This is a genomic window from Holophagales bacterium, from assembly GCA_016699405.1.
Taxonomy (GTDB): domain Bacteria; phylum Acidobacteriota; class Thermoanaerobaculia; order Multivoradales; family JAGPDF01; genus JAAYLR01.
Genome location: CP064972.1, coordinates 4,164,325 through 4,186,978, shown reverse-complemented (window position 1 = coordinate 4,186,978; position 22,654 = coordinate 4,164,325). Strand labels below are relative to the sequence as shown.

Annotated in this window: 10 protein-coding genes and 1 riboswitch; of the genes, 3 read left to right on the top strand and 7 right to left on the bottom strand. The window is 71.9% G+C overall.

Features of this window, described 5'->3' with window-relative positions:
- Nucleotides 1–173: 173 nt before the first annotated feature.
- The 4 genes from IPJ17_17250 to IPJ17_17235 form a co-directional block, all read right to left on the bottom strand.
- On the bottom strand, nt 174–6,083 hold the full coding sequence (locus tag IPJ17_17250) for an alpha-2-macroglobulin (protein QQR73208.1): 5,910 nt from the start codon (nt 6,081–6,083) through the stop codon (nt 174–176).
- On the bottom strand, nt 6,080–11,473 hold the full coding sequence (locus IPJ17_17245) for a hypothetical protein (protein QQR73207.1): 5,394 nt from the start codon (nt 11,471–11,473) through the stop codon (nt 6,080–6,082). Before IPJ17_17245 ends, IPJ17_17250 begins: the two co-directional genes overlap by 4 nt.
- A 135-nt stretch (nt 11,474–11,608) precedes the next feature.
- Complete coding sequence (gene hrpB, locus IPJ17_17240) at nt 11,609–14,167, bottom strand: ATP-dependent helicase HrpB (protein QQR73206.1); 2,559 nt, start codon at nt 14,165–14,167, stop codon at nt 11,609–11,611.
- Nucleotides 14,168–14,184: 17 nt separating this feature from the next.
- Complete coding sequence (locus IPJ17_17235; protein ID QQR73205.1) at nt 14,185–16,176, bottom strand: hypothetical protein; 1,992 nt, start codon at nt 16,174–16,176, stop codon at nt 14,185–14,187.
- Nucleotides 16,177–16,309: 133 nt separating this feature from the next.
- On the opposite strand from IPJ17_17235, the gene IPJ17_17230 reads away from it, so the two are divergent.
- Together IPJ17_17230 and IPJ17_17225 are read left to right on the top strand one after the other, a co-directional pair.
- Nucleotides 16,310–16,753: a PadR family transcriptional regulator gene (locus IPJ17_17230; protein QQR73204.1), complete on the top strand. Its 444-nt coding sequence runs from the start codon at nt 16,310–16,312 to the stop codon at nt 16,751–16,753.
- Nucleotides 16,750–17,703, top strand: a complete 954-nt coding sequence (locus tag IPJ17_17225) for a sensor domain-containing protein (GenBank protein QQR73203.1) — start codon at nt 16,750–16,752, stop codon at nt 17,701–17,703. The genes IPJ17_17230 and IPJ17_17225 overlap by 4 nt, the downstream gene beginning before the upstream one ends.
- Nucleotides 17,704–17,774: 71 nt before the next feature.
- Here the strand turns inward: IPJ17_17225 and IPJ17_17220 are convergent, their stop codons facing one another.
- A complete protein-coding gene (locus IPJ17_17220) occupies nt 17,775–18,887 on the bottom strand; it encodes a methionine adenosyltransferase (protein ID QQR73202.1) in 1,113 nt (370 codons plus the stop codon).
- A 68-nt stretch (nt 18,888–18,955) separates the two neighbouring features.
- Nucleotides 18,956–19,088: riboswitch (SAM riboswitch) on the bottom strand.
- A 207-nt stretch (nt 19,089–19,295) separates the two neighbouring features.
- On the opposite strand from IPJ17_17220, the gene IPJ17_17215 reads away from it, so the two are divergent.
- On the top strand, nt 19,296–21,290 hold the full coding sequence (locus tag IPJ17_17215; GenBank protein QQR73201.1) for a cadherin-like domain-containing protein: 1,995 nt from the start codon (nt 19,296–19,298) through the stop codon (nt 21,288–21,290).
- A gap of 15 nt (nt 21,291–21,305) precedes the next feature.
- On the opposite strand, the gene IPJ17_17210 is transcribed toward IPJ17_17215, so the two are convergent.
- The gene (locus tag IPJ17_17210; GenBank protein QQR73200.1) at nt 21,306–21,566 is read right to left on the bottom strand and encodes a hypothetical protein; all 261 of its coding nucleotides are present in this window, start codon (nt 21,564–21,566) and stop codon (nt 21,306–21,308) included.
- 23 nt (nt 21,567–21,589) lie between these two features.
- Complete coding sequence (gene glk, locus IPJ17_17205) at nt 21,590–22,603, bottom strand: glucokinase (GenBank protein ID QQR73199.1); 1,014 nt, start codon at nt 22,601–22,603, stop codon at nt 21,590–21,592.
- Nucleotides 22,604–22,654 lie beyond the last annotated feature (51 nt).

The following is a 22,654-nucleotide window of genomic DNA, read 5'->3' as shown; positions in this document are numbered from 1 at the left end:
TCGGCCGGGTTGCTGGAGAACGGGACGGGAGGTGACCGCGAGCGTCGACCTCAGCCCGCCAAGAAAGGTGCCAGGGACTTGGCAAGTGGAGCTACGTCAGTCATTTGCGACACGGCGACGGCGGTGCTGGACGAGAGGCCCCGCGCGAGCGACGCCCCTCGTCCAGCCGCTCGCTACGGCTTCGGCCTCACTTCCACCCGCGCGCCGGGGCTGGTGCCGATCTGGCTGGCGTCGTACATCGCCTCGGCCTTGGCCGGCGGCTGGATGAAGCTGCCGGGGATCTGGGCACGAACGCGGAAGTAGAAGTCGTAGGTGCCCTTCGGCAGCGAGTCGAAGTACCAGGTCACCTGGTCGTCGAGGTACGAGGCGTAGGTCGGCGCCAAGGTGAGCTGGCCCGCGGGCTTGGCCTCCGGCGGTGCCGTCTCGAGGTTCGGGTTGAGCGGCTCGAACCCCGCGGCGAGCGGCACGGCCACGGCGACGTAGGTGCGGTCCTGCGGGTTGACGACCTGCACGTGCTCTTCGACCACCTCGCCGACGGTGAGTGCCACGCTCTTGCCCGGCTGGTCGAGAGCGATCCGCTCCGGCACGATCGCGCTGCCCGGGGCCGCTTCGCCGCGCAGCACCAGCTGCTCGCGGGTGACCACGAAGCCGTCCCGCCGTGCCGCCGCCTGGCTCCCGTCGGCGGCGGGCAGGTAGCTCGCCTCGGCGCGCGCCAGGACCTTGCCGGCTCCTGTCGCGGCGAGCATCAGCTCGGCGGCTCCCGGCCGCGTCGACGTCCAGTAGGCGGTCGGCTCGCGCTCGGAAAGCGCGAGGTGCCGCTCGCCGTCGACGGTGCGCAGTGTCGCGCTCGCCTCCGGTGCGCCGGGCCGTCCGTGCGCGAGGAGCTCGGAGAGGGCGAGGATCGCCGCGGCGTTGGCGTTGGTCGAGCCCCAGCCATCGCCGCGCCCGAGCGCGACGAGGGCGTCGCTGAGGATGGCCAGCCGCTTCTCCTCTTCGGCTCCGGAAGCACGCGGAACGAGCGCGCGCGTCATCTCGGCGATCGTCCGGGTCTCCGAAGGAAGGATGAGCGAGCTTGCGGCGCGCCGGCCGGTCTGCAGCCCGCCGTAGGTCTCCCGACCCTGCCAGAGCCGCACGACGAACCCCTTCCACAACGTCTCTTCGAGCGGCGGCAGCGCCGGCGAGTCGCCCTTGCCGGCGCGGTCGAACGCGGTGAGCACGCTCGCCACGTTCTCGAGGTCGAGCATCTGGGCGCGTCGCGCGAGCTCGTTGCCGTAGGCCGGGTCGAACTTGCCGGAACGCGCCAGCGCGCGTAGCGCCCAGGTGCGCTCCGCCCAGGCCTCGCCGTCGAGGAAGCCGGAGTAGTCGGAGCGCAGCGCCTGGGCCAGTGCGCGCAGCGCCCGCTCCTCGACGCCCGCATCGACCGTGTAGCCGGCGTCGCGCGCTTCGGCGAGGAACTCGGCGGCCCACGCGGTCAGCGACACCGAGGCGGAGCCGCCCGGCCAGTACGACAGGAGCCCGCTCGGCTGCTGGACGAGCGGCAGCCAGGCCATCGTGTCGGCCACCGCGCGGTCGAGCTGCTTCTCTCCTCCCTCGAGATGGAGCAACTCGCGGAACCGCTTGAGCGCCACCTGGGCGCGCGTGGTGGCGAGCCGTTGCTCGGTGCAGCCGTAGGGGTAGGCGAGGAGGAAGTCGAGGCCGGCGGACATGGCGGCGAGCGCCGGGTCGTTCGACACCAGGAGCTTGCGCTTGAGCGAGCCGGGTCGCGTCGCTTCTGTGGGCTCCGGGAGCTTCCACGCCTCGCCCGCCTTGAGCTCGCCGAGGGCGCGCAGGACGACGCGATCGCGGTCGTCGCGGATCGGCAGGCGGACCTCGAAGGCATCGCCGGCGTTATCGCTCGTCCGTTCGGCACCCATGCGCACGACCACCTCGCGTCGCGTCAGCCGGCCCTCGGCGTCGTAGCCGGGTGTGGGCACGGAGACCGGGAAGTCGAGCCGTGTCGGGCGATTGGCCGTCCACTCGAAGGTCGCGTGCGTCTCCCCTCGCGGTTCGAGCCCTTCGAGTCGCGCCTCGGCACGTCCGGCGCCGGCGGCCCCTTCGAGCAGGCGGCCGACGGCGGTGGCCGAGAAGAGGTCGCCTGGCCGGACGAAGCGGGGCAGCGAGGGTTGCAGGACGACCGGTTGGCGAACCTCGATCTTGCCCGTGGCGAAGCCGAGGCGCTCGTTGCCGGCGACCGCCTTGGCGCGCAGCATGAAATTGGTCAGGTCGTCGGGGAGCTTCACTTTGACGCGGGCGACGCCGTCCGGCCCGACGGCGATCGCCGGGTTGTAGTACGGCACCGGCTGGAAGTTCTTGCGCACCGTCTGCCGGTCGAGCAGCGACTTGCTCTCTTCGCCCTCGTCGCCGCCGGGCTGCTTGGCGAACGGCAGGTAGCCGAAGACCAGCGAGCGCGTGTCGCGAGCCGAGAAGTAGCTCGTCACGGCGGTGAGGAAGCTCGGTACCGGGTCGAGCCGCTGCTCGCGACCGAGCGCCAGGACCGCCTGGTCGACGAGCCAGAGCGTGACCTCGCCGGCGAGCGGTTTGCCGGCCGGGTCCTTCAGGGTGATGGCGACGTCGATCTCCTGCGCCGGCCGTGCCTGCGCCGGGTAGGCGAGCTCGAGGGAGAGCCGATGAGCCGTCGGCTCGACATCGAGCCAGACGGTGGCGCCGAAGGTCGCCGGGCGCCCGAGGTCGGTGGCGTTGCCGGGAACCGGCGCGCTTCCGGGCAGGCGTCCACGCAGCAGCAGGAAGTGAACGGGAACGCGCGGCGTGAAGCTGCCGTCGACCGGGAGCTCGAAGACCGCCTGTCCGCCGCGCACCGGCAGCCAGGAGTAGCGGTTGCCGTCCGGTGCCTCGACGACGCAGAGCGCCTCGCCGCTCTGGAACGGGCTCTGCAGGACCAGTCGTGCGGTCGTGCCGGGCTCGTAGCGAGCCTTGTCCGGGGTGACCTGGAAGACGGCGGTCGCCGGCTTCGGCCAGGCCACCGGCTCGCCACCGCCGGCGAAGAGGTCGACGGCCATCGTCTGGGCGCGACCGAGCCGATCGCGCGCTTCGAGCTCGACGACGTAGACGCCGGCCTCGGGCAGTTCGAGCGGAACGTCGAGGGCGTCCGTGCCACTGGTGACGACGGACTCCGAGAGCTTCTCGTCGACCACTTCGGTGATGTAGCGCGCCACGCCGTCGGAGAAGTCGGAGGCGCGCAGATAGGAGTGCCAGCGCCGTTGCGAGAGCCGTACCGTCACCGACTGGCCGGCCACCGGCTTGTCGTCCGGACCGAGCACGAGGATCTGCGGACGCAGCGTCCCGGCGCGTTCGACGTAGCGCGGAACCTTCAGTCCCAGGAGGATCGGCGGAAGCGCGACGACCTGGCGCGTGGCGCTGACCGTCATGTCGTCGGCATCGACCACCGTCGCCTCGACGACGTAGGTGCGAGGCTGCGAGGTCGGTTCGATCGCCGGATTGATCGTCAGCTTGGCGCCGCCGTCTTCGTCGGTCACCCCTGCCTGCTCGATCGCCGGGGTCGACTCGAAGCGGCTCTCGCGCGAGAAGCGCGAGTCGGACGAGAAGAGGAATCCCGGGCGCGTCTTGGGCGACCAATCGTAGGGGAACTGCGTGACCCGCCATTCGATCGGTCGCGCGGCGACCCGGCCACCGGCGTAGTAGGTGGCGGTGAGCTTGACGTCGAGCTCGCGATCGAGCGGTGCGCGATCGGGTCCGTCGAGTCGCACCTCGAAGCGCGGGAGACGGTAGGCCTCCTTGCGGAACGCGACGGCACCGGAGACCTCCTCGCCGCCGTCGAGCGGCTCGAAGTGGGCACGGTAGGTGCCGGTCGGCAGGTCCTTCTCGTCGAACTTCCAGTAGACCGAGCCGAGCGCGTTCGGCGTGACGCGATAGCGCCAGACGAGATCGCCCGGTCCTTCGATCACCAACTGCAGCTCGTCGGCGATCGGCTCGAGGTGACCCTCGCTGCGGGTGCGCAGGAACGCCTTGACGTGGACCGGTTCGTCCGGGCGATAGACCGGTCGCTCGGTGAAGAGGTGCGCGAGCCGCTCCGCGTGGGCGCCACGATCGTCGAGCGACTCCTGCGTCCAGGCGAGCCAGTCGCCGTAGGTGCGCGACCAGCGGTTGTCGGCGAAGCCGTCCGGCGCCTGTTCGGGGTCGAGCACCAGAGTGTCGTTGCCGCGACTGACGACGATGCGCCGCACGCTGCGGCGACCCCCTTCCATCGGTCCCGGGGCGGTCCAGACGACCTGCCCCGTGCCGTCCGTCGAGCCGCGGAAGAGCTCGACCCAGGACGCCTTGCTGCCTGCCCACTCGGTCCCTTCGACGGTCACCTGGGCTCCGGCCACCGGCAACGCCGAGGCGAGCGAGGTCACGGCGAAGACGACGCGGTGCGGCTCCTCGAGCGTGGTGAGCGCGAGATCGGAGACCTGCAAGCGCATCCAGGAGCGCTTCTCCGAGGCGCCGAGGCGGCGCAGGCCGACGAGATAGGTGCCGGGCTCGCCGGCGCCAGCCAGCCGCGCGAGGTGCGGCCCGAGGTCGAGGCCGAACGACGCGGTGCCTCCGTCGCGACGCAACGGCAGGTCGACCAGCGCCGAGATCGGCGGCGAGCCGAGGGCGGCGATGCGCCGCGCCAGCTCGGCCTGCGGCGGACCGCTGTCGGCGCGCTTCCACGGCTCGGGCCGCTCGCCCGGTCCCGGCGGGCGCTCGCCCTCGTCCACCTCGACGGGCACGTCGCCGAACGGCCAGAAGGAGCGATCGAGCGGCTCGATGCGGTGGAGGCGCAGGTCGACGCGCTCGTCCCCGCGCCCGGTGACCGGGATCATCTGCGGGCCGTTCCGCTCGGCGAGTCCGAAGCCCGAGGCCAATCGGAGATAGGAGGGAGCGCGCGGGAAGGCGAGGGTGAGCTCGTTGGGTCCCTGCAGGTCGAGCTTGCGGCCTCGCTCGTCGGTGAGCGGCGTCGGCGCGAGCGACACGCGATAGGCGGTTTCGCGCGCGAAGTCGCCGCGCAGCTCGAGCCGCTTGCCCGAGAGCTTGGCCTCGAGGTTCGGCACGGTGGGGGAGAGGCGCACCAGATTGCGTGCCGCCACGGGACCGAGCTCGCGCGGCAGGGCGGAGAAGTCGACGACCACCGCCGGGTCGCCGTCCTCACAGGCGAGAGCCTGCTCGGCGGTGTAGCGCGCCCCGCCGGGGACGACCGGGAGTTGGGCGATCCGGCAGCCGAAACGCAGGGCGCGGAACGGTTCGGCGGTGGCGAAGACGAGCTCGGCGAAGGTCTTGTCCGGCGCTTCGTCGAGCGAGAGCCGGAAGCGCACGGTGACGCGCTGGCCGAGGGCGATCGGCTGGCGCAGCGACAGGACGTAGGTTGCCGGATCCGAGGGCTTGCCGCGCTCCAGCCGCTTGACGGCGAAGTCGTCGCGCGCCAGAGCACGAGCGCCGCCCTCACCGAAGCCGGGGAGCGGTCGGATCTCGATGGCGAGGGCGCGGGCCAGCGCTTCGTCGGGGAGCGGCTCGGAGAAGGTCAGCGCGATCTCGTCGACCGGCGCGAGACCCTCCGCGCCGGCGCTGGGCTGCGAGGCGATCGGCGGCGACAGCAGCGTCGACAGGCGGAACGTCCCCTCCGCCGCCTTGACGGTGACGCGGGCGAGCGCCGGCCACGGCTCGGCGGGTTGGAACTGGAGGGTGCGGGCGTCGAGCCAGGTGAAGGCGCCGGGCTGCGCCGGCGTGATCGACACGACGCGCTCGGGATGATCCTCGGGGCCGCCGGACGAGGGGCCGAGATCGGCGGCGAAGAAGACCGTCAGCGGATCCCACCGACGCAGGAAGCGGTCCGGCACGACGACGGTCGATCCGGTGGACGCCGCAGGACGGGCCGGGCGCGTCGGCGGCGTCGCAGGGGATTCGGCGGCCTGGAGCCACGGGCCGCTGGTAAGCACCAGCGCGGCAGCGAGGAGGGCGACGCGGGCGGAGCGCCGCGACGTCGCTCCGCGCCAGGGACCGGCGACGCTCGCGCGGTCAACGGGGTGGATCGAGGTCTCGGCGTTCATCGGTCACCTCCGCTCTCGTCGGACTCGTCTGCGGACGGCTCGTCCGTCTCGCCTTCCTGTTCCTGTTCCATCTCACGGTTGGCGTTGCGGCCGAACGGGAACGCCACGTCCTCCTCTCCGGTCACCCCACGACCCTCCGGTGGCGGGCCGCCGCGGTCGAGCTCGAGGAGCTTGCGGACGACATCGCCCGGCGGTCCCTCCCCGGGCTTGGAGATGCCGACGAGCGCCGGCCGGGCGAGCGCCGGGCTCGCCTCCGCCGGACCGACGAGCGCCATCGTGTACGGGCCGGGCGAAAGCTCCAGCCACTGCACCACGCCGCGGCCGAGCGGCGTCCCCGTCGAGTCGAAGACCACCGTCTCGACGTTCCCCGCATCCGCGTGGGCGCCGACACCGACAGGTCCCTGACGCTCGACCTGGAAGCGATAGCCACGGGCCTCGCCCGGGGCGAGGAGAGTCGCCGCACCGAGCCCTTCGCCGAGCGGCGCGAGCTCGCCGAGCGAGACCTCGAGTCGTCCGGTGAGCGGCTCGCCGGCGAGCGCCCGGACGACGAAACGTGTCGTGCCGGGAGCCAGAGGCGCATCGAAGGCGACCTCCCGCTCGAACGGCACGAAGCGTCGGACCTCGCCGTGCTCGTCGAGCAGCGCGACGGCGAGCGGCGAGGCCGAGCGCAGCGACAGCAGGGCGGGGGTCGCCACCTGGAGCTCGACGAGCCGGGCCGCGCCGTCGAGCTCCAGGGTCAGCGGCGGAGCCGCCTGCTGGGGAGCGCTGGCGGCGAATCCATAGCTGGCGAGGGTGTGGTCCTTGCCCTCGACCCAGAGCGTCATCAGTCCGGGCGGATGCTCGATCCGCAGTGTCCCGCCGCCGGCCGGCAGCGCCAGCTCGTGACCCCGGGCGACCGAGCCGTCGGCGCCGATCAGCACCGCCTCGGCGCCGCGCAGGTGGAGACGGGCCGCACCGCTTCCGGCCTGGACGGGGAGCTGCAGGCCGCCGCCGCGACGGAATCGCCGTTCGAGTCGAGCGCCGGGGCCGATCGCGACGCTCGCGTCGTCCGGGTCGGGCGCGCGCAGGTCGAGCCGGGCGGCGATCTCGACCTCGGTCGGGTTGACCAGGACGAGGGCCGGTGCGGTCGTCGCGAGACTCACCTCCCCGGTCTCGTCGGACGCCCATCCGAAGGCCTCCGGAGCGTTCTCGCTGCCGATCCAGGCCGCCGCGCCCTCGCCGAGCGCAAGACGGACCGACTTCGCCGCACTGCCGAGCGGGATCGTCTGCAGGCTGCGAGCCGCGAGACGGAGCTCGTGGGCGCCGGGCGAAGTCGACGGCCGCGCTGGCGCCGAGGAGAGCGCCACGGCGGTGAGACGCAGCTCGATCGGTGTGTTGCCGGCGTTTCTCGCGACCACGCTGTGACTGCCGGAGCGGGCCAGGGTGGACGCCCGGTGCCGGCCGGTCAGCGTGACGCGCTCGAACGCCGGCGGCTGACCGTCGCTCGGTGCGGCGACGAGCGGCTCGCCGGCGAGCGCCTGCGCCTCGACGAAGGAGAGACCCTTCGAGGGCGCGAGGTCGCAGCGCACCTGCTCGCCGGCGGCGAGCCGCAGCGAAAGCGCCTCGCGGCCGATCGCGGCGCGACGCGCGGTGACCCGGATCGCACCCGCGGATTCCGCCGGCGCGGCGAGCCAGAGGAGCGTTCCGTCGGCGACGAGGGCGCCCGGCTGTGCGGCGAGCGGCTCACCGGCGCGCCGCGAGTGCAGGAGCTCCTCCGGTGCGGCCTCCAGGGCGAGGCATCCCGGTCGGTCGAGCGTCACCGCGGCGGCGGCGACCGGTGGGAGCAGTCCGGGAAGGCGCGGCAAGTCGAGACCCGATGCCAGGGTCTTCTCGTTGGCGCGTGGGGCGCGGCCGGCGAAGGCGGCGAGGCGGACGCTGCCGGGTCGACGGTCGAGGGAGCGCAGGCGGAGCCGGAGCTCCGGTCGGCTGCCGGAGGCGAGTGGCAGGAGCAGGCGCGGCGTCGTGCCTTCGGCGCTCGAGAGGAGCCGCCAGGCACCAGACTGGCGCTGCTCGAGCTCGAGACCGAGCGGCTCGGCGGCGACGGCCACGATTGCCAGCAGGTCGGCATCGTTGCCGAGTCGCAGCGGAATGCGCACCGCCTCGTCGGCGAGGTCGATCTTCAGCGGCTCGGGGAGCTTCCAGGTCTCGGCGTCGCGCTCGTGCGGCATGCGCATCGAGACGGTCGTGTCGGCGGTCGCCGAACCGACCGGGTCGACGCGCAGGCGGTAGTTGCCGGGCGCGAGCTTGCGGGCGACGACGAAGTTCCAGTCTCCCGGCCGGTCGTCGCCGCTCGCCAGGAGCTCGTCGTTGGCGTCGACCAGGCGGGCGCGCACGTCGGCGCCGCCGAACGAGGCGAGCTCGACGAGACCCTCCTCGCCGACCGCGACCGGCAGGACGGCCGGCGCGGTGATCAGGCGCGAGAGACCGTCGACGAGTGCGTCCGGAGCGACGCTCAGCCGGTAGCGCACCTGGCTGTTGCGTCGCGAGCAACGAACCGCGAGCTCGTAGCGGCCGGCGGCGAGCTCGCCGGCGAAGCCGCGACCCGGCGCGACGAAGGCGAGGCGTTCGCCGGTCGCCGGTGCGCGGTCGAGGCGCCGGAGGTCGCCTTCCATCTCGGCGTCGAGCGAGATCTTCACGCCGGTGGTTGCCGGCAGCGTGAAGCGCCAGCGGTCGGGATCGCGCGGCGACGACTCCTGCTCGGGTTCGAGCCAGAGGTTGCCGTCTTCGCGCGTCAGGGCGAGCTCGAACGGGCCGTGTCCGCTCCGTTCGACCGCCTCGACCCGGCGCTCGACGACCGTGACCGCGCGAGTCGGCACCGCCTGGGGCAGGACGAAGAGGCGATAGTCGCCCGGCAGGAGATGGACCGTCGAGTCGCCGGACATCACCGGAGCCGCCGGGGGGAAGCCCTGGTCGTCCTCGAGCCGGACGTCGAGATGTCCGCCGAGTCGCACGGCGTGGAGGTGGTAGTCGCCCTCGCGATCGACGCGGAAGCGGTAAGCGATCGACTCGCCGGCCGGAAGCTCGGTGCGAGCGGCGATGCCGTCGACGAGCCGTCCCCCTTCGCGTACCTCGGCGCGACGCAGCCGGGCACCGAGATGCCCCGCCGATTCGCCGAGCGCTCGTACGGTGAACTGATAGCTGCCCTCGCGCAGATAGGAGCGCAGCGAGACGTTGCGTCCGCTGCCGTTCTTCTCCTCGCTCGCTAGGCGCGGCTGGACCCGTGTGCGGACGGCGCCCGAAGTGGCGAGCAGTCCGGTGGTCTCGAGCGTGTAGAGGGCAGGCGACGCCGCCTCGACCAGCATCGTGCGGCTCTCGCCGCGCGCCAGGTCGAAGGCCGCCGGCGCCGGCTCGGTGAGGGTGGTGAAGGCCGGGAGTGCGGCGAGCGCGGCCGGGTCGAGTCGCGGCATCGGGGTGTCGGACGCCTGTTCCTCGGACACGAGCGCCAGCGACGCGGCGAGCGTGTCGGTGGCCCGGGAGCGAACGCGGACGCGATGGGTTCCGGGCTCGACGGTCGCCATGCCGGCGAATGCCGCGCCGTCGACCGCCACCTCGAGCGCGGTGCCGTCCTCGGCGGGTGCGGTGAGTCGGCCACGCGAGGTGGCACGGAATGGCACCTCGATCTCCTGCCCAGGCACGAGCGACAAGGGCAGCGGCTCGGTGAGATCGAGCGGCAGCTTGCGCACGACCGGTCCCACGTCGACTCCGGGCTGGGTGGCGACCAGCAGGGTGTAGTCGAGCTTGCGGGACAGCCGGATGGCCGTCATCTGCGCCGCGCCGAGCGCCGCCGTCGCCGGCGGCTCCTGGTGCAGGCCGACCCAGTCGAACATCGGGTCGAGCAACCCCTTGCGACGCATGGCGACGTCGACGATTCCTGCCTCGGTCGGCACGAGGGTCAGGACGTAGAGGCCCTTGTCGAGCGTCCAGGTGGTCGGCGCGGTGCGCAGCGGCGGCACCTGATAGCCGTCCGGCGCGGAGAGCAGCAGCGGCTCGAGGCGCACTTGCGCCGCGCCGTTGAGATCGAGCGCGTACACGGCGCGCTCGGCGACCTGCAGGAAGAGCGTCGCCTCGGCGAGCAGGTTGAAGCGGCGGGCCCAACCCTGGCTGGACGAGAGCACCGGCATCGAGCCGGCGAGTGCGCTCGTCCGCTTGGCGCCGCGTTCGAAGATCACGGCGGAGGCGTCGATCGAGTCGGTCGCCGTTCCGGAATGAACGGTGCCGACCCAGAAGTCGCCGTCCCCGGTGAGCTCCACCTGCCGTTCGGCGCGGAAGTGTTGCAGGGTGTAGGCCTGACCGACCGCGCCGCGCACGGTCAGCAGCGCGTTGCCGTCGGTCGACTCGCGGGTGAGCTGCGCGAGCGGCGGCACGGACTCGGGGGTGATCTCGCCGGTCTGTCCCCAGGCCTCGAACGGCCGTGCCGGGTCGAAGTCGGCGAGCTCGAGCGTGGCGCTCCCGGCCTCCGGCAGCTCGAGCTGGGCGAGCGTCGCGCTGCCGGGCAGCAGGAAGCGTTCGTAGCCGAACGGCCCGACGCTCATCCGTTCGCGTCCGGCCTCGCCGCGACGTGGGATGCCGTAGCGCAGGAGGAGCGGCTTCTCGCGACCGCCGCGCGCCCAGGCGGTCTCCGTGCCGCCGTAGGCGACGAGCCGATAGAGGCCGGGCTCGAGGTCGGCCGTCAGGCGGCAGAGGTGCAGCGGGCGGCCGGCAACCGGCTCGATCTGCGAGTGCTCGGGCGGAGCGTCGACGAGCCAGGCGCCGCCCTGCCAGAGGCGCAGGTCGGCGAGGTAGCGCCCGGCCGCCTCGAGGACCACCTGTTTGCGTTCGGGCAGCTCGATCCACCAGGAGGCCTGCTCGAGGTCGCCGAGCTCGTCGGTGACCAGGCGCAGCTCTGGGAGACGCGGCGCTTCGGGGGCGTGGATCTCGCGAAAGCCGGAGACGGCGATCCGCACGTCCCCGCGACCGAGCTTCGGACCGAAGGTGAGCAGGCGCACGGCGCCGCGATCGAGGAAGAGGTCGAGGCGGCCGTCGCGCTTGCCGGTCTCGCCGGTGAGCTCACCGGGACCGCTCATCCGGTCGACGAGCTGGAGGGCGACGCCCTGCTTGCTCTCGAGACGGATCGAATAGCGGCCGAATTCGCCGACGACGAGCTCGGTTGCCTGGCGACCGGCGGCTGGGAGCTTCTCCTGGGCGAGATGCGGCGGAGCGGCAGGTGTCGCCGTGGGGGGCGAGCCGGGCTGTGCGGCGGCGATGCCTCCGGCGAGCCAGGAGGTCAGGGCGAACAGCGTCAGGCGAGCGAGACGCCCCGCGCCGCAGCCACTTCTCGTCCGCAACAGAGCACACTCGAGATCGGTCGACATGTCGCGCTCCTGCCCGCTTCGGGCACTGTCCAAGAGATGGTACGGATTCTATGCGGCGCCAGGGTCGTCGCAGCGGCGCGAAGGCCTCTTTTTGCGCGCTTCGTCGCGTCGGGCGCGAGGCGTAGTGCGGTCGTCTCAGCGGCGACGAGCACCGCGCAGCGGCTCGACAGCGAGCGGGTCGTCGGGCCAGGCGTGTTTCGGATAGCGACCGGCGAGCTCGCGGCGGACCTCGCGGTAGGTCGTGCGCCAGAAGCTCGCCAGGTCGTCGGTGACCTGTTGCGGGCGGAAGTTCGGTGCGAGCAGGTGGAGCAGCACGGGCACCCGCCCACCGGCGACGCGCGGCGTCTCGGCGAGGCCGAAGAGCTCCTGGATGCGGGCGGCGAGCACCGGAGGGCGCCCCACCTCGTAGCGCAGGCGGATGGCGCTGCCGCTCGGCACGACGATCCGCTCGGGTGCTTCGCGTGTCAGCGCCTCACGCTGGGCATGGGTGAGCGTCCCGAGCAGGATGTCCGCCAGGGGGAGCGCCCGCAACTCGGCGAAGGAGCGTCGCCCGGTGCAGAGGGCCGGCAGCAGTGTGGCGAGCGCGGCGTCGTCGAAGGCGGGCAGGGCGAGCTCGCCCCGCCATTCGCGCAGGCAGGCGACGCGGACGAGGAGGTCGGCGGTGGAATCGGTGACGGCGAGCGCCCGACGCGGGTCGGCGGTGGCGGCGCGCGCCAGGAGCTCGGCCGCGGCCTCGGCGTCGCGGACCGGCACCTCCCGCTCGTCGAGGAGCAGGTCGGCGAAGCGCCGGCGACGCCGGCAGGTGACCCGCTCCCGCAGGTCGTCGAACTCGAGCTCGTCGCGCTCGGAGAGCTGGGCGGCCGGCAGCCACTCCGGCCGTACGGCCGATGCGAGACGGACCAGCGCCTCGCTCTGCGGCCCCTCGCGTCCGGCGTCGAGGTCGACGGCGACGAAGAGCTCCTCCTCGACGACGGCCGAGGTCGGCGCGAGCCGCAGGCCGCGGCCGCCCACCATCACCGCCCGCGGACTCCCGGGCTCGCGTCGGCGGGCGACCCGGTCGGGATAGGCCTCGACGAGCGTGGTGAGCAGCGCCTCTTCGGGGCTGCTCGAGGGGTCCCCCTCGGGGGGACCGAGGTCGGCCTGGCGACGGGCCAGGGATTCGAGCTGCTCTGCGGCGCGAAGGACCTGCCGCGCCGCGCCGGCCTGGATCGTCAACTCGTCGCTCGTCCGCTGCCGGCGGGAGAAGGCCTCGAGCGCTTCGACCCGGTCGACGAGATCGGAACGACTCGCCGTGCGCCGGGAGCCGAGATCGGGCCGGCGCCCCGGCGATCGTTCCGCGCGGAACGGGTCGCGCTCGGCGAGCAGCGCCGCGGCGATCGCCGTCTCGTGCAGCGCGCCGCGGGCTCGGCCGGCGAGCAGGAGCCGGGCGAGTCGCGGGTGCAGGGGCAGGCGGGCGATCGACCGACCGAGCGGCGTGACGTGTCCGTCAGCGAGTGCCCCGAGGGCGGCGAGAAGGTCGAGCGCCCGGGCGAGAGCGGCCGGGTCGGGGGGCTCGAGCCAGCCGAAGCTCGTGAGGTCCCGTTCTCCCCAGGTGAGGAGCTGGAGCGCCGGCCAGGCGAGATCGACGCGGGCGATCTCCGGTCGTTCGAAGGCGAGCAGTGCGCGCTGTTCGTTCTCGGTCCAGAGCCGCAGGCAGCGGCCCGCCGCCTGCCGGCCGGCTCGTCCGGCACGCTGGTCGGCGGCAGCACGGCTCACTCGGCCGAGCTCGAGCCGGTCGAGGCCGACCCCGGCGTCGTAGCGCAGCGTCCGCGCCAGCCCGGAGTCGACGACTGCCCGCACCCCGTCGACGGTCACCGAGCTCTCCGCGACGTTGGTCGCCAGGACGACCCGCCGGCGCCGCTGCGGTCGCAGCGCCGCATCCTGCTGCTCGGCCGGAAGGTCGCCGAAGAGCGGTGCGAGCGCCAGGTTCCGTTCGAGGGCGAGCGGCGCGAGCGCCTCCTCGGCGGCACGGATCTCGCCCACACCGGGCAGGAAGACGAGCAGGTCGCCGTCGAGGTCGTCGAGGGTGCGTCGGACCGCTCCGGCGACCTGGGCCGCGAGAGGTCGCTCGTCGGGTCGTGCGAGGTAGTCGATGGCGACCGGAAAGAGCCGGCCGGTGCTCTCGACGACCGGACAGTCGCCGAGAAAGGCGGCGAGCGGTGCGGCCTCGAGCGTGGCCGACATGGCGAGCAGGCGCAGATCGGGTCGGGCGTCGCATTGCACTCGCCGCGCTATGGCGAGGGCCAGGTCGGTGAACAGCGACCGCTCGTGGACTTCGTCGAAGACGAGCGCGCCGATCCCGTCGAGGAACGGGTCGGTTTGCAGCATCTGCACGAGGATCCCTTCGGTGACGACGAGCAGCCGGGTGTCGCGGCCGGCACGCCGTTCGAAACGCACCTGGTAGCCGACCTCGCGGCCGACCTCCCAGCCGCGCTCGTCGGCGATCCGTCGCGCCGCGGCGCGGGCGGCGATGCGCCGCGGCTCGAGCATCACCAATCGGCCTTCGACGAGGCCCGCCTCGAGCAGTGCCGGCGGCACCCGCGTCGTCTTGCCTGCCCCCGCCGGGGCGCGGAGCACCGCGTTCGGTGCACCGCCGAGTGCGGCGAGCAGCGCCGGCAGCGCCTCGTCGATCGGCAAGGGGGCGAGCGGGGGCATCGTGCCGATGCTACCGGCTACGGGTGGGACACGGCGGCGGCTTCGCTTCGCGGCGACTTGGGTACGAAGGTGATGTCGACGAAGCGGACCCTTCCTCGGCGGTCGACCTTCAGCAGGAGCGACTGGTACGGCTGGAATTCCAACCGGACGACGCTCGACCTGCCGTTGGCGCGGATGCGGACGGTGCGCTCGAGCGGTGAGGTCATCCGCGACTGTCCGTAGCGCAGCGGCAGCGTCAGGTGCTGCGCCAGCGGCTGGGCGAAGAAGATCAGCAGCTCGCCGTCGACGTCGCGGGCCCAGAAGTCGGGGAGGCCTTCGCCTTCGACCAGGGGCGCGGAGATCGTGAGCCGGGACGAGACGCCGGGCTGCGCCGCGAGCTCGGCGAGCAGCGACGCGTAGTCGCCGGCGGGGCGGAGCCCGGGCTCCTGCGGGTGGCGCTTGAGCGTCACGCGAGCGCCGGCCTTCGCCAGGCGCACGATCGCCGCGAGCGCGTTGCGGTCGAGGTACTCCACGTCGAGATAGAGCTGTCGGAAGGTGAGATCGCCGATGCGGATCCGTCCGTTCGCGACCCGCGCCCGCTCGAGCTGTTCGCGGTCGACCCAGAGCGGCTGGTAGCCGTCGAGCTCGCGCGGCGGTCGCGCGGTGCGGAGCTCGTAGGCTCCCCACGCCCCCCACGGCAGCTGCTCCTCCTGCGGCAGCTCGCCCCGCACCCAGGCGTCCTCGGTGGGCAGGTAGACCGCGACGTCGGCATAGGTCCGTCCCCGTTTGAGGTAGCCCGAGACGGTTTCGAGATAGCGGTTGAACGCCTTGAGCTCCGAGGCGAGTGCGCCCTGCCGGCCGACGTGCACGCTGGCGTAGAACTCGTTGTCGTGTCCGGGCGCCTGGGGGTCGAACGGCGCACCGTGCCAGACGATCTGGTTGACGCCGTTGGCGAAGACGGCATCGGCGATCAGCTTGAGGTCGGCGGTCTGCTCCTCCTTGTGGTGCACGCGCGGGAAACCGTAGGCACAGGTGAAGGTCTCGGAGGTGACGTCGCGCCGGCCGGCGAGCGCCGCCGCCGACGCGACGATGCGGGCGAACGGCGGCTCGAAAAGGAGCGCCTCGGTTTCCGGGACGTCGACGCGCGAATAGGCGGCGATCAGATCGACCGGGGCGCCGGCGACCTGGACGCGCGAGAAGGCGCCGAGGCGGTGGCTGGCTTCGGTGAACGGGACGTAGAACTCGCGGATCACCGTCTCCGAGACGAGCTTCATGTAGTCGTAGCGCGGGCCGGCGTTGCCAGGCGACAGGATCTCGTTCATGTACGGCTCGATTGCGTAGCCGTACCGCCGGGCGAACGCCTCGCCGAGGCCGTCGGTCCAGATCTTGCGGGTTTCGACCTCCCAGGAGTCGCAGAAGAGGCCGGAAGGCGCTCCGGTCCGCGTTGCCTTCTCGAGCGCGCCACCCATTCTCGCGGCGTAGCGCTCGAAGGCCGGGCGGCTCAGATGGTCGAGGACCCGGCCGGTCTGCGGGTATTCCCAGGAGATGACGATCTCCTGTTGGAACGCCGGATCACCATAGACCTTGGCCGAGTCCTCCGGGGTCACCCGACTGTCGCCGAACGGCCAGGCGCTGCCGAAGGTGAAATCGCAGCCGAGGCCGATGCGGTCGGCGTACCGCTTGGCGAAGGCGACCCGATCGGACCATTCGGGCGAGAGCCAGGCGGCGCGGGGCTCGACGCGTGAGCGCTGCTCGTCGCTCACCCAGGGGTAGAAGCGCTGGTAGCGGGGGATGTTGAGCGGGTAGACCCAGGCGATCTCGACGCCGCCGAACCCCTGCGCCTTGAACCAGTCGAGCTGGCGGGCGATCGCCTCGGGCTCCATTTCGGCGGCGAACCACCACCAGCGGGTGTACGGCCGGGCATCCCGATAGAACGACGGAGAGGTCTGCGGCGGCGCCGGCGCGCAGCCGCCGACGAGGGAGGCGACGGTCAGGGCGAGCACGGCTCCGGCGGTGGGGGCGTGGCGCATCAGGTCAGCTCCGGGGGACTTGAACGGGGGTTGCGGCCGGTCTCCGAGCCGAACGATCTTCGCACCTTCCCCCGAAACCTTCTCTCATCCTTCACGTAGTACGAAGTCAAGACTAGTGGGAGGTGACAACTACATGATCCAGGACACTAGCGGAAGCCCGGTCACCCTCGAGGAGGCGGACCTCGGAGAGCTCGACCGGAAGCTCCAGAAGGAGCTGAACGCCGGAGCGGTCTCCCTGGTGCTGCTCGCGCTGCTGGCGCGGGAGCCCGGGCCGGCTTACGGTTACGGGCTCGCTCGCCGCCTCGAGGAGCTCACCGGAGGCGAGCCGATCGTGCGGCCGGGAACGCTCTATCCGGCACTGCGAGCGCTCGAAGGACAGGGTTTGGCGGGGAGCTCGGTCGAGCCTTCGGTCGCCGGACCGCCGCGTCGCTACTACGCGATCACCGACCTTGGCCGCGCCACGCTGGCGCGCTGGCGCCCGCTCTGGGAGCGGACACGGACCCTGGTCGACAACGTTCTCGCCCTCGGGGCGGGGGATGAGGCGGCGGCCCCGGCCGCCGCGGAGGAGCCGCAATGAACCCGCTAACGACGATCGAAGACTACCTCGCGGCGCTCCGCAACGGGCTCGCCGGCTGCGATCCGGCGATGGTGCAGGACGCGCTGGCGGATGTCGACGAGTTCGTGCGCGAAGAGCGCGAGGCGCTGCGCAAGGCCGCCGAAACCGAACCGTCGGAAGCGGAGCTGGTCGCCCGGCTGCTTGGCCGCTATGGCGAGCCGGCCGAGGTGGCCGACGCCTACCGCCAGAACGAGGTGCGGGTGGCGCGCGCTCTCTCCCCGCGGGCCTTATCGCCGGTGCTGGCGGCGGATCCCGAGCCGGCGGTGCCCGCCATCGCGGCCGCCCCGCCGAAGCGTTGGCGCGAGCGGCTCTTCGGCGTCTTCGTCGACCCGCATGCCTTCGGCGCGCTCGCCTACATGTTCCTTTCGCTCGCCACGGGCATCGTCTACTTCACCTGGACGGTGGCCGGGCTCTCCCTCTCGCTGGGACTGGCGATCCTGATCGTCGGCGTGCCGTTCTTCCTGCTCTTCGTCGCCTCGGTGCGTGGCATCGCGCTGCTCGAGGGACGGATCGTCGAGACGCTCCTCGGCGAGCGGATGCCGCGACGGGCGCCGGCACGGGTCGAAGGCACCTGGCGCGAACGGGTGGTGTTCTGGCTGCGCGACCGCCGGACCTGGTCGACGATCCTCTACCTGCTCCTGGCGCTGCCGCTCGGCGTGCTTTATTTCACCCTCTTCGCCATCGTTCTGACGCTGACGCTCGGTCTCTTCGTCGGGCCGCTCGCCGGGCTGTTCCTCGGCCAGCCCAGCTTCATCCATGCCGAGGGCTTCCACCTCGACTTGCCGATCTGGCTGACGGTTCCGTTGCTCTGGTTCGCGTCGGCCTTCGATCTCTTCGTCGCGCTCCACCTGGCGCGAGGGATCGGTCGCCTGCAGGGCAAGCTCGCCAAGGCGCTCTTGGTAGAGCGGTAGAAAGGAAACGGGCGGCCGCGCCGTGAATCCGGCGCCGGCCGCCCGAGCCGTCGATCGAACGTGGTGCGGTCTCAGGCTTCCCAGGGGAGGCCGGGCCGACCGAAGTGGCCGTAGTTGGTGGTCTGGCGGTAGATCGGGCGGAGCAGGTCCAGCCGTTCGATGATCGCCCGCGGGCGGAAGTCGAAGCTCTCCTCGACGAACTTGGCGGCGCGTTCCTCGGATCCGGTGCCGAAGGTGTTGACGTTGACCGAGACCGGATTGGCGACGCCGATGGCGTAGGCCACCTGCACCTCGGCGCGCTTGGCGAGGCCGGCCCGCACGACTTCGCGCGCGACGAAGCGGCAGAAGTAGGCGCCGCTGCGGTCGACCTTCGACGGGTCCTTGCCGGAGAAGGCGCCGCCGCCGTGCCGGCCCATGCCGCCATAGGTGTCGACGATGATCTTGCGGCCGGTGACGCCGGCGTCGGCCGAGGGCCCGCCGTGCGAGAAGGCGCCGGTCGGGTTGACGAAGATCTGCATGTCGTCGTGGTACCAGTCGCCCAGGCAGCGGGGGGCGAGGACCTTGCGAACGTACTCGTGGATCCGTTCCTGCGGCGTGTCGGCGGAGTGCATGGTGGAGACGACGAGGCGCTCGACGCGCTTCGGGTGGATCCCCTCGTATCGCACCGTCACCTGCGTCTTGCCGTCCGGTCGCAGCCAGCCGTGCTGGCCGCTGCGGCGGTCGTCGGCGAGGCCGCGCGCCAGCTTGTGGGCGAGGGAGATCGGCAGCGGCATGAGCTCCGGCGTCTCGTCGGTGGCGAAGCCGAACATCATCCCCTGGTCGCCGGCGCCCTGCTCCTTGGCCTTCTCGCTCTTTTCGTCGACCCCTTGGGCGATCTCGTTCGACTGCTGCGTGAAGGCGAGCAGGATCGAGGTCGTCTGGTGGTTGAACGGCTCGGTTGCGTCGGTGTAGCCGATCTCCTCGATCGCCTTCTTGGCCACCGCGGCGTAGTCGAGGCGGGCGTTGGTGGTGATCTCGCCGGCGAGCACCAGGTTGTGGCTCTTGGCGAGCACCTCGCAGGCGACGCGGCTCTTGGCGTCCTGCTCGAAGCAGGCGTCGAGCACCGAGTCGGCGATGAAGTCGCAGACCTTGTCCGGATGCCCCTCGGTCACGGACTCCGAGGTGAAGACGTAAGAGTGGGCCATGGAGCGAATCTCCTCCGGGTGCCGAATGAAAAAACCCGCTCGTCCATCGGGAGAGCGGGTCGCGTTCGCGCCGGACAATTGGTTGCCGCCAGGTCACCTGCTCGACGGCCACATCCCCGCGTCGCCGCGGGTTGGCACCTTGGGTGTCCGACCCCAGGTTGCCGGGCCCGGCTCCCGGCCGGGCCGCTCCCGATGTCGCGACGAATCCTCTCACCCGGTCGCGCGGGCTGTCAACGAAGTCGGGGTAACGGGCTCGATTCCGCACCCGCGGTCGCCGGCGGGAACCGGATCGAGCGATCGAGACTCGAATGGAGTGGTGCTCAGACAGGCGGAGGAGCGCTCCACGGCGAATTCCTGCGAACGACTGCAGGATTTCCCGACTTTGCGAACCGAGAAAGGAGACCGACGATGCGAGGACGCCGAGGCCTTCCCGAGACCCTGTTCCTGCTCGCCGCGCTCTTCCTCGTTTCGCTCCCGGCCTCCGGTCAGGCGACGCGCTACAAGCTGCTCGGTTGGAACAACCTGGGGATGCACTGCATGGATGCCGACTATCAGGTGATGTCGATCCTGCCCCCTTACAACACGATCCATGCCCAGCTCGTCGCCGTTCCCGGCGGCCTCGTGGCCGGAGGGACGGGCTTCACCGTCACCTACGAGGCGGTGGCCGACGCCGGTGGCTCGATCAACAGCACCTCGGCGGGGAAGACCAACTTCTGGGACCAGGTGGCCAACCTGTTCGGCGCCTCGCCCCCGGTCGACACCGGCCTGACCGGCGTCAAGATGCCTGGGCTGGCCAACCAGGCTCAGCCGATGAGCTGGGACGCGGCCCATCAGTGGTGGGTGGCCGAGGGGATTCCGATCACTCCCTGGGACGACGCCGGAGCGCGCAATCCCTATCCGCTCTTTCGCCTCGTCGCGCGCAATGCGAGCGGAACGGTGGTGGCCGAGACGCAGATCGTGCTGCCGGTCTCGGAGGAGATGAACTGCTCGAGCTGTCACCGTTCGCAGGGCGGCTCGGAGGCGGCGCGACCGGCGGCGGGGTGGGTGAATCACCCGGATCCCGAGCTCGACTACCGACTGAACGTCCTGCGCCTGCACGACGGTCGGCAGGCGGGAACGCAGCTCTATGCGGACGCGCTGGCCGCTGCGGGATACGCGGCGGACGGTCTCTATCCGACCGCGCTGCGCGACGGCCACGCGATCCTCTGTGCCAAGTGTCACGCCTCGGAGGCGCTCCCGGGCTCGGGTCACGCCGGTGTCCCGCCACTGACTCGTGCCGTGCACAGCCTTCACGCGGGGGCGGTCGACCCGGGGAACGGGCTGCCGCTGGGTTCGTCGCAGAACCGTTCGGCTTGCTACCAATGCCATCCGGGCTCCACGACCCGGTGCCTGCGCGGGGCCATGGGAGCCTCGGTCGGAACCGACGGCCAGCTCGCCATGCAGTGCCAGAGCTGTCACGGGACGATGAGTGTGGTCGGCGGCGCGAACCGGACCGGCTGGTTGAACGAGCCGGGTTGCCAGAGCTGTCACACCGGGACGGCGGTGAGCAACAACGGACAGATCCGCTACCTGTCGGTCTTCGAGGCCAACGGCGTGGAACGGCAGGCCGTCAACGCCACCTTTGCGACGAACGCGAACACTCCTGCCGCCGGCCTGTCGCTCTATCGCTTCTCACGTGGCCACGGCGGGCTCGCCTGCGAGGCCTGTCACGGTCCGACCCATGCCGAGAGCCCCAGCTCGCACGCCAACGACGAGGTCCAGTCGCTTCTCTTCCAGGGACATCGCGGGATGATCGTCGATTGCGGCACCTGCCACACCTCGCTGCCGGCCTCGACGACCGGGGGGCCGCACGGCATGCACCCGATCGGATCGGGATGGGTGAGCGCCCATGGCGATGCGATCTCGTCGACGACGGCCTGCCGCGCCTGCCACGGAACCGACTACCGCGGCACCGTGCTCTCGCGCTCGCAGGGCGATTGGACCGCCTCGACTCCCTGGGGTCAGAAGGTCTTCTGGCGCGGCGCCAAGATCGGCTGCTATGCCTGTCATCGGGGACCGAACAGCGAGAACGGAAACTCGAACCGCGCTCCGGTAGTGACGAACGCCGCGCTGGTCACCGAGAGCGCGCCGGTTACCCTCACCCTCGCCGCCACGGACGCCGATGGCGATCCGCTCGAGCTGCGCATCGTGAGCCAGCCGGCACACGGTACGGTCGGGCTCTTGGGCCGCGTGGCCACGTTCTACCCCGAGGCTGGCTACGACGGTCCCGATGCCTTCACCTTCGCAGCCTGGGACGGCAGCATCGAGTCGAATCTCGGCACGGTGACGGTCGAAGTCCACGCTGCGAACGGTCTCTTCAGCGACGGCTTCGAGACGGGAACCAAGGGCCGCTGGAACGGATGAGCGGCGCGAGCGTCGCTACTCGCGGGGCGTGACGTTCTTCTCGGGCGGCTTGGTGCCGAGCGGTGCGGCTGGGCGACTCGCGGAGGCTTCGGGCTCGCGCCACATGCCGAAGAGCGCCGCCGCCAAGCCGAGCAGGATCTCGTCGGCGAAGGGGATCAGGTCGGGGATGAGCAGGTCGAGGAGGAAGAGAGCGACGAAGACCCCGAAGGCCTGGGGGAACTTCAGCTTCGTCGCCACCTTCTCCACGATCTGTCGGGGCGTGCCGGCGCCGGTCATTCGCTCATCCTATCCGGTGCCGTTCAGCTCGCCGGCGCGGCGAGTCGGGCGTAGCGGGCGGCGCCGAGGAGCGCCGCGCTGCGATGGGTCACGACTCGTACGGGGATCCGCTCGAGCAGCTCGCGCATCGGCTCCTTGCCGTGGAACGCCTCGAGGAAGGCGCCGCTCTGCAGGCGTCCGAGCATCTTCGGGGCGATGCCGCCGCCGAGGAAGACGCCGCCGGTTGCTTTCATCTTGAGGGCGAGGTTGCCGGCCTCGACGCCGTAGAGCCGCACGAAGAGGTCGAGAGCGTAGATCGCCTCCTGGGAGCGCCCCTCGCTGGCGGCAGCCGAGATCGCCGCCGCCGGATCGCTGTGGTCCCGCGCTTCGGTGAACCAGACCGGGGCCACGGCGCCGGCCCGGGCCAGGAAGAACTCGAAGAGGCTCACCAGCCCGGGTCCCGAGAGCACCCGTTCCCAGGTCACCCGTCCGCCACGGCGGCGCAGGAAGCGCAGCAGCTCGATCTCGAGCTCGCTCTCCGGTGCGAAGCCGGCATGACCGCCTTCGGTGGCGAACGGCCGCCAGCCGGTGCCGTCCCAGAAGAGCCCGGCTTCGCCGAGCCCGGTGCCGGCGGCGATCAGGGCCGCGTTGCCCTCCGGCCGCTCCTCGCCGGGAGAGATCAGGGCGAAGTCGCGCGGGGCGAGCTCGGAGAGCCCGTAGGCGAAGGCCTCGAGATCGTTGAGCAGCCAGGCGTGGTGCAGGTGGAGGCGCGCGGCGAGCTCGCCGGCGTCGACGACCCACGGCAGGTTGGTGACGGCGCAGCGCCCGTCGCGCACCGGGCCGGCAACACCCAGACAGAGGCGGTCGCTGCGGAAGAAGGACTCGTCGAGGAAGCGCTCGAGGATCTCGGCGACGCCGCGGTGCTCGCGGCTCGCGTAGTTGCGTTCGACGAGCAGCTGCAAGTCGTTGCCAGCCGACTCGTAGAGGGCCAACCGCACGTTGGTCCCGCCGACGTCGCCGACCAGAAGCTGCAGACCCCGGGCGCGTTTGGCTGACATTCCGAGCGCTGATCGTAGCGCGAGGCGACGGCGTCCGCCACTCGTCGGGGC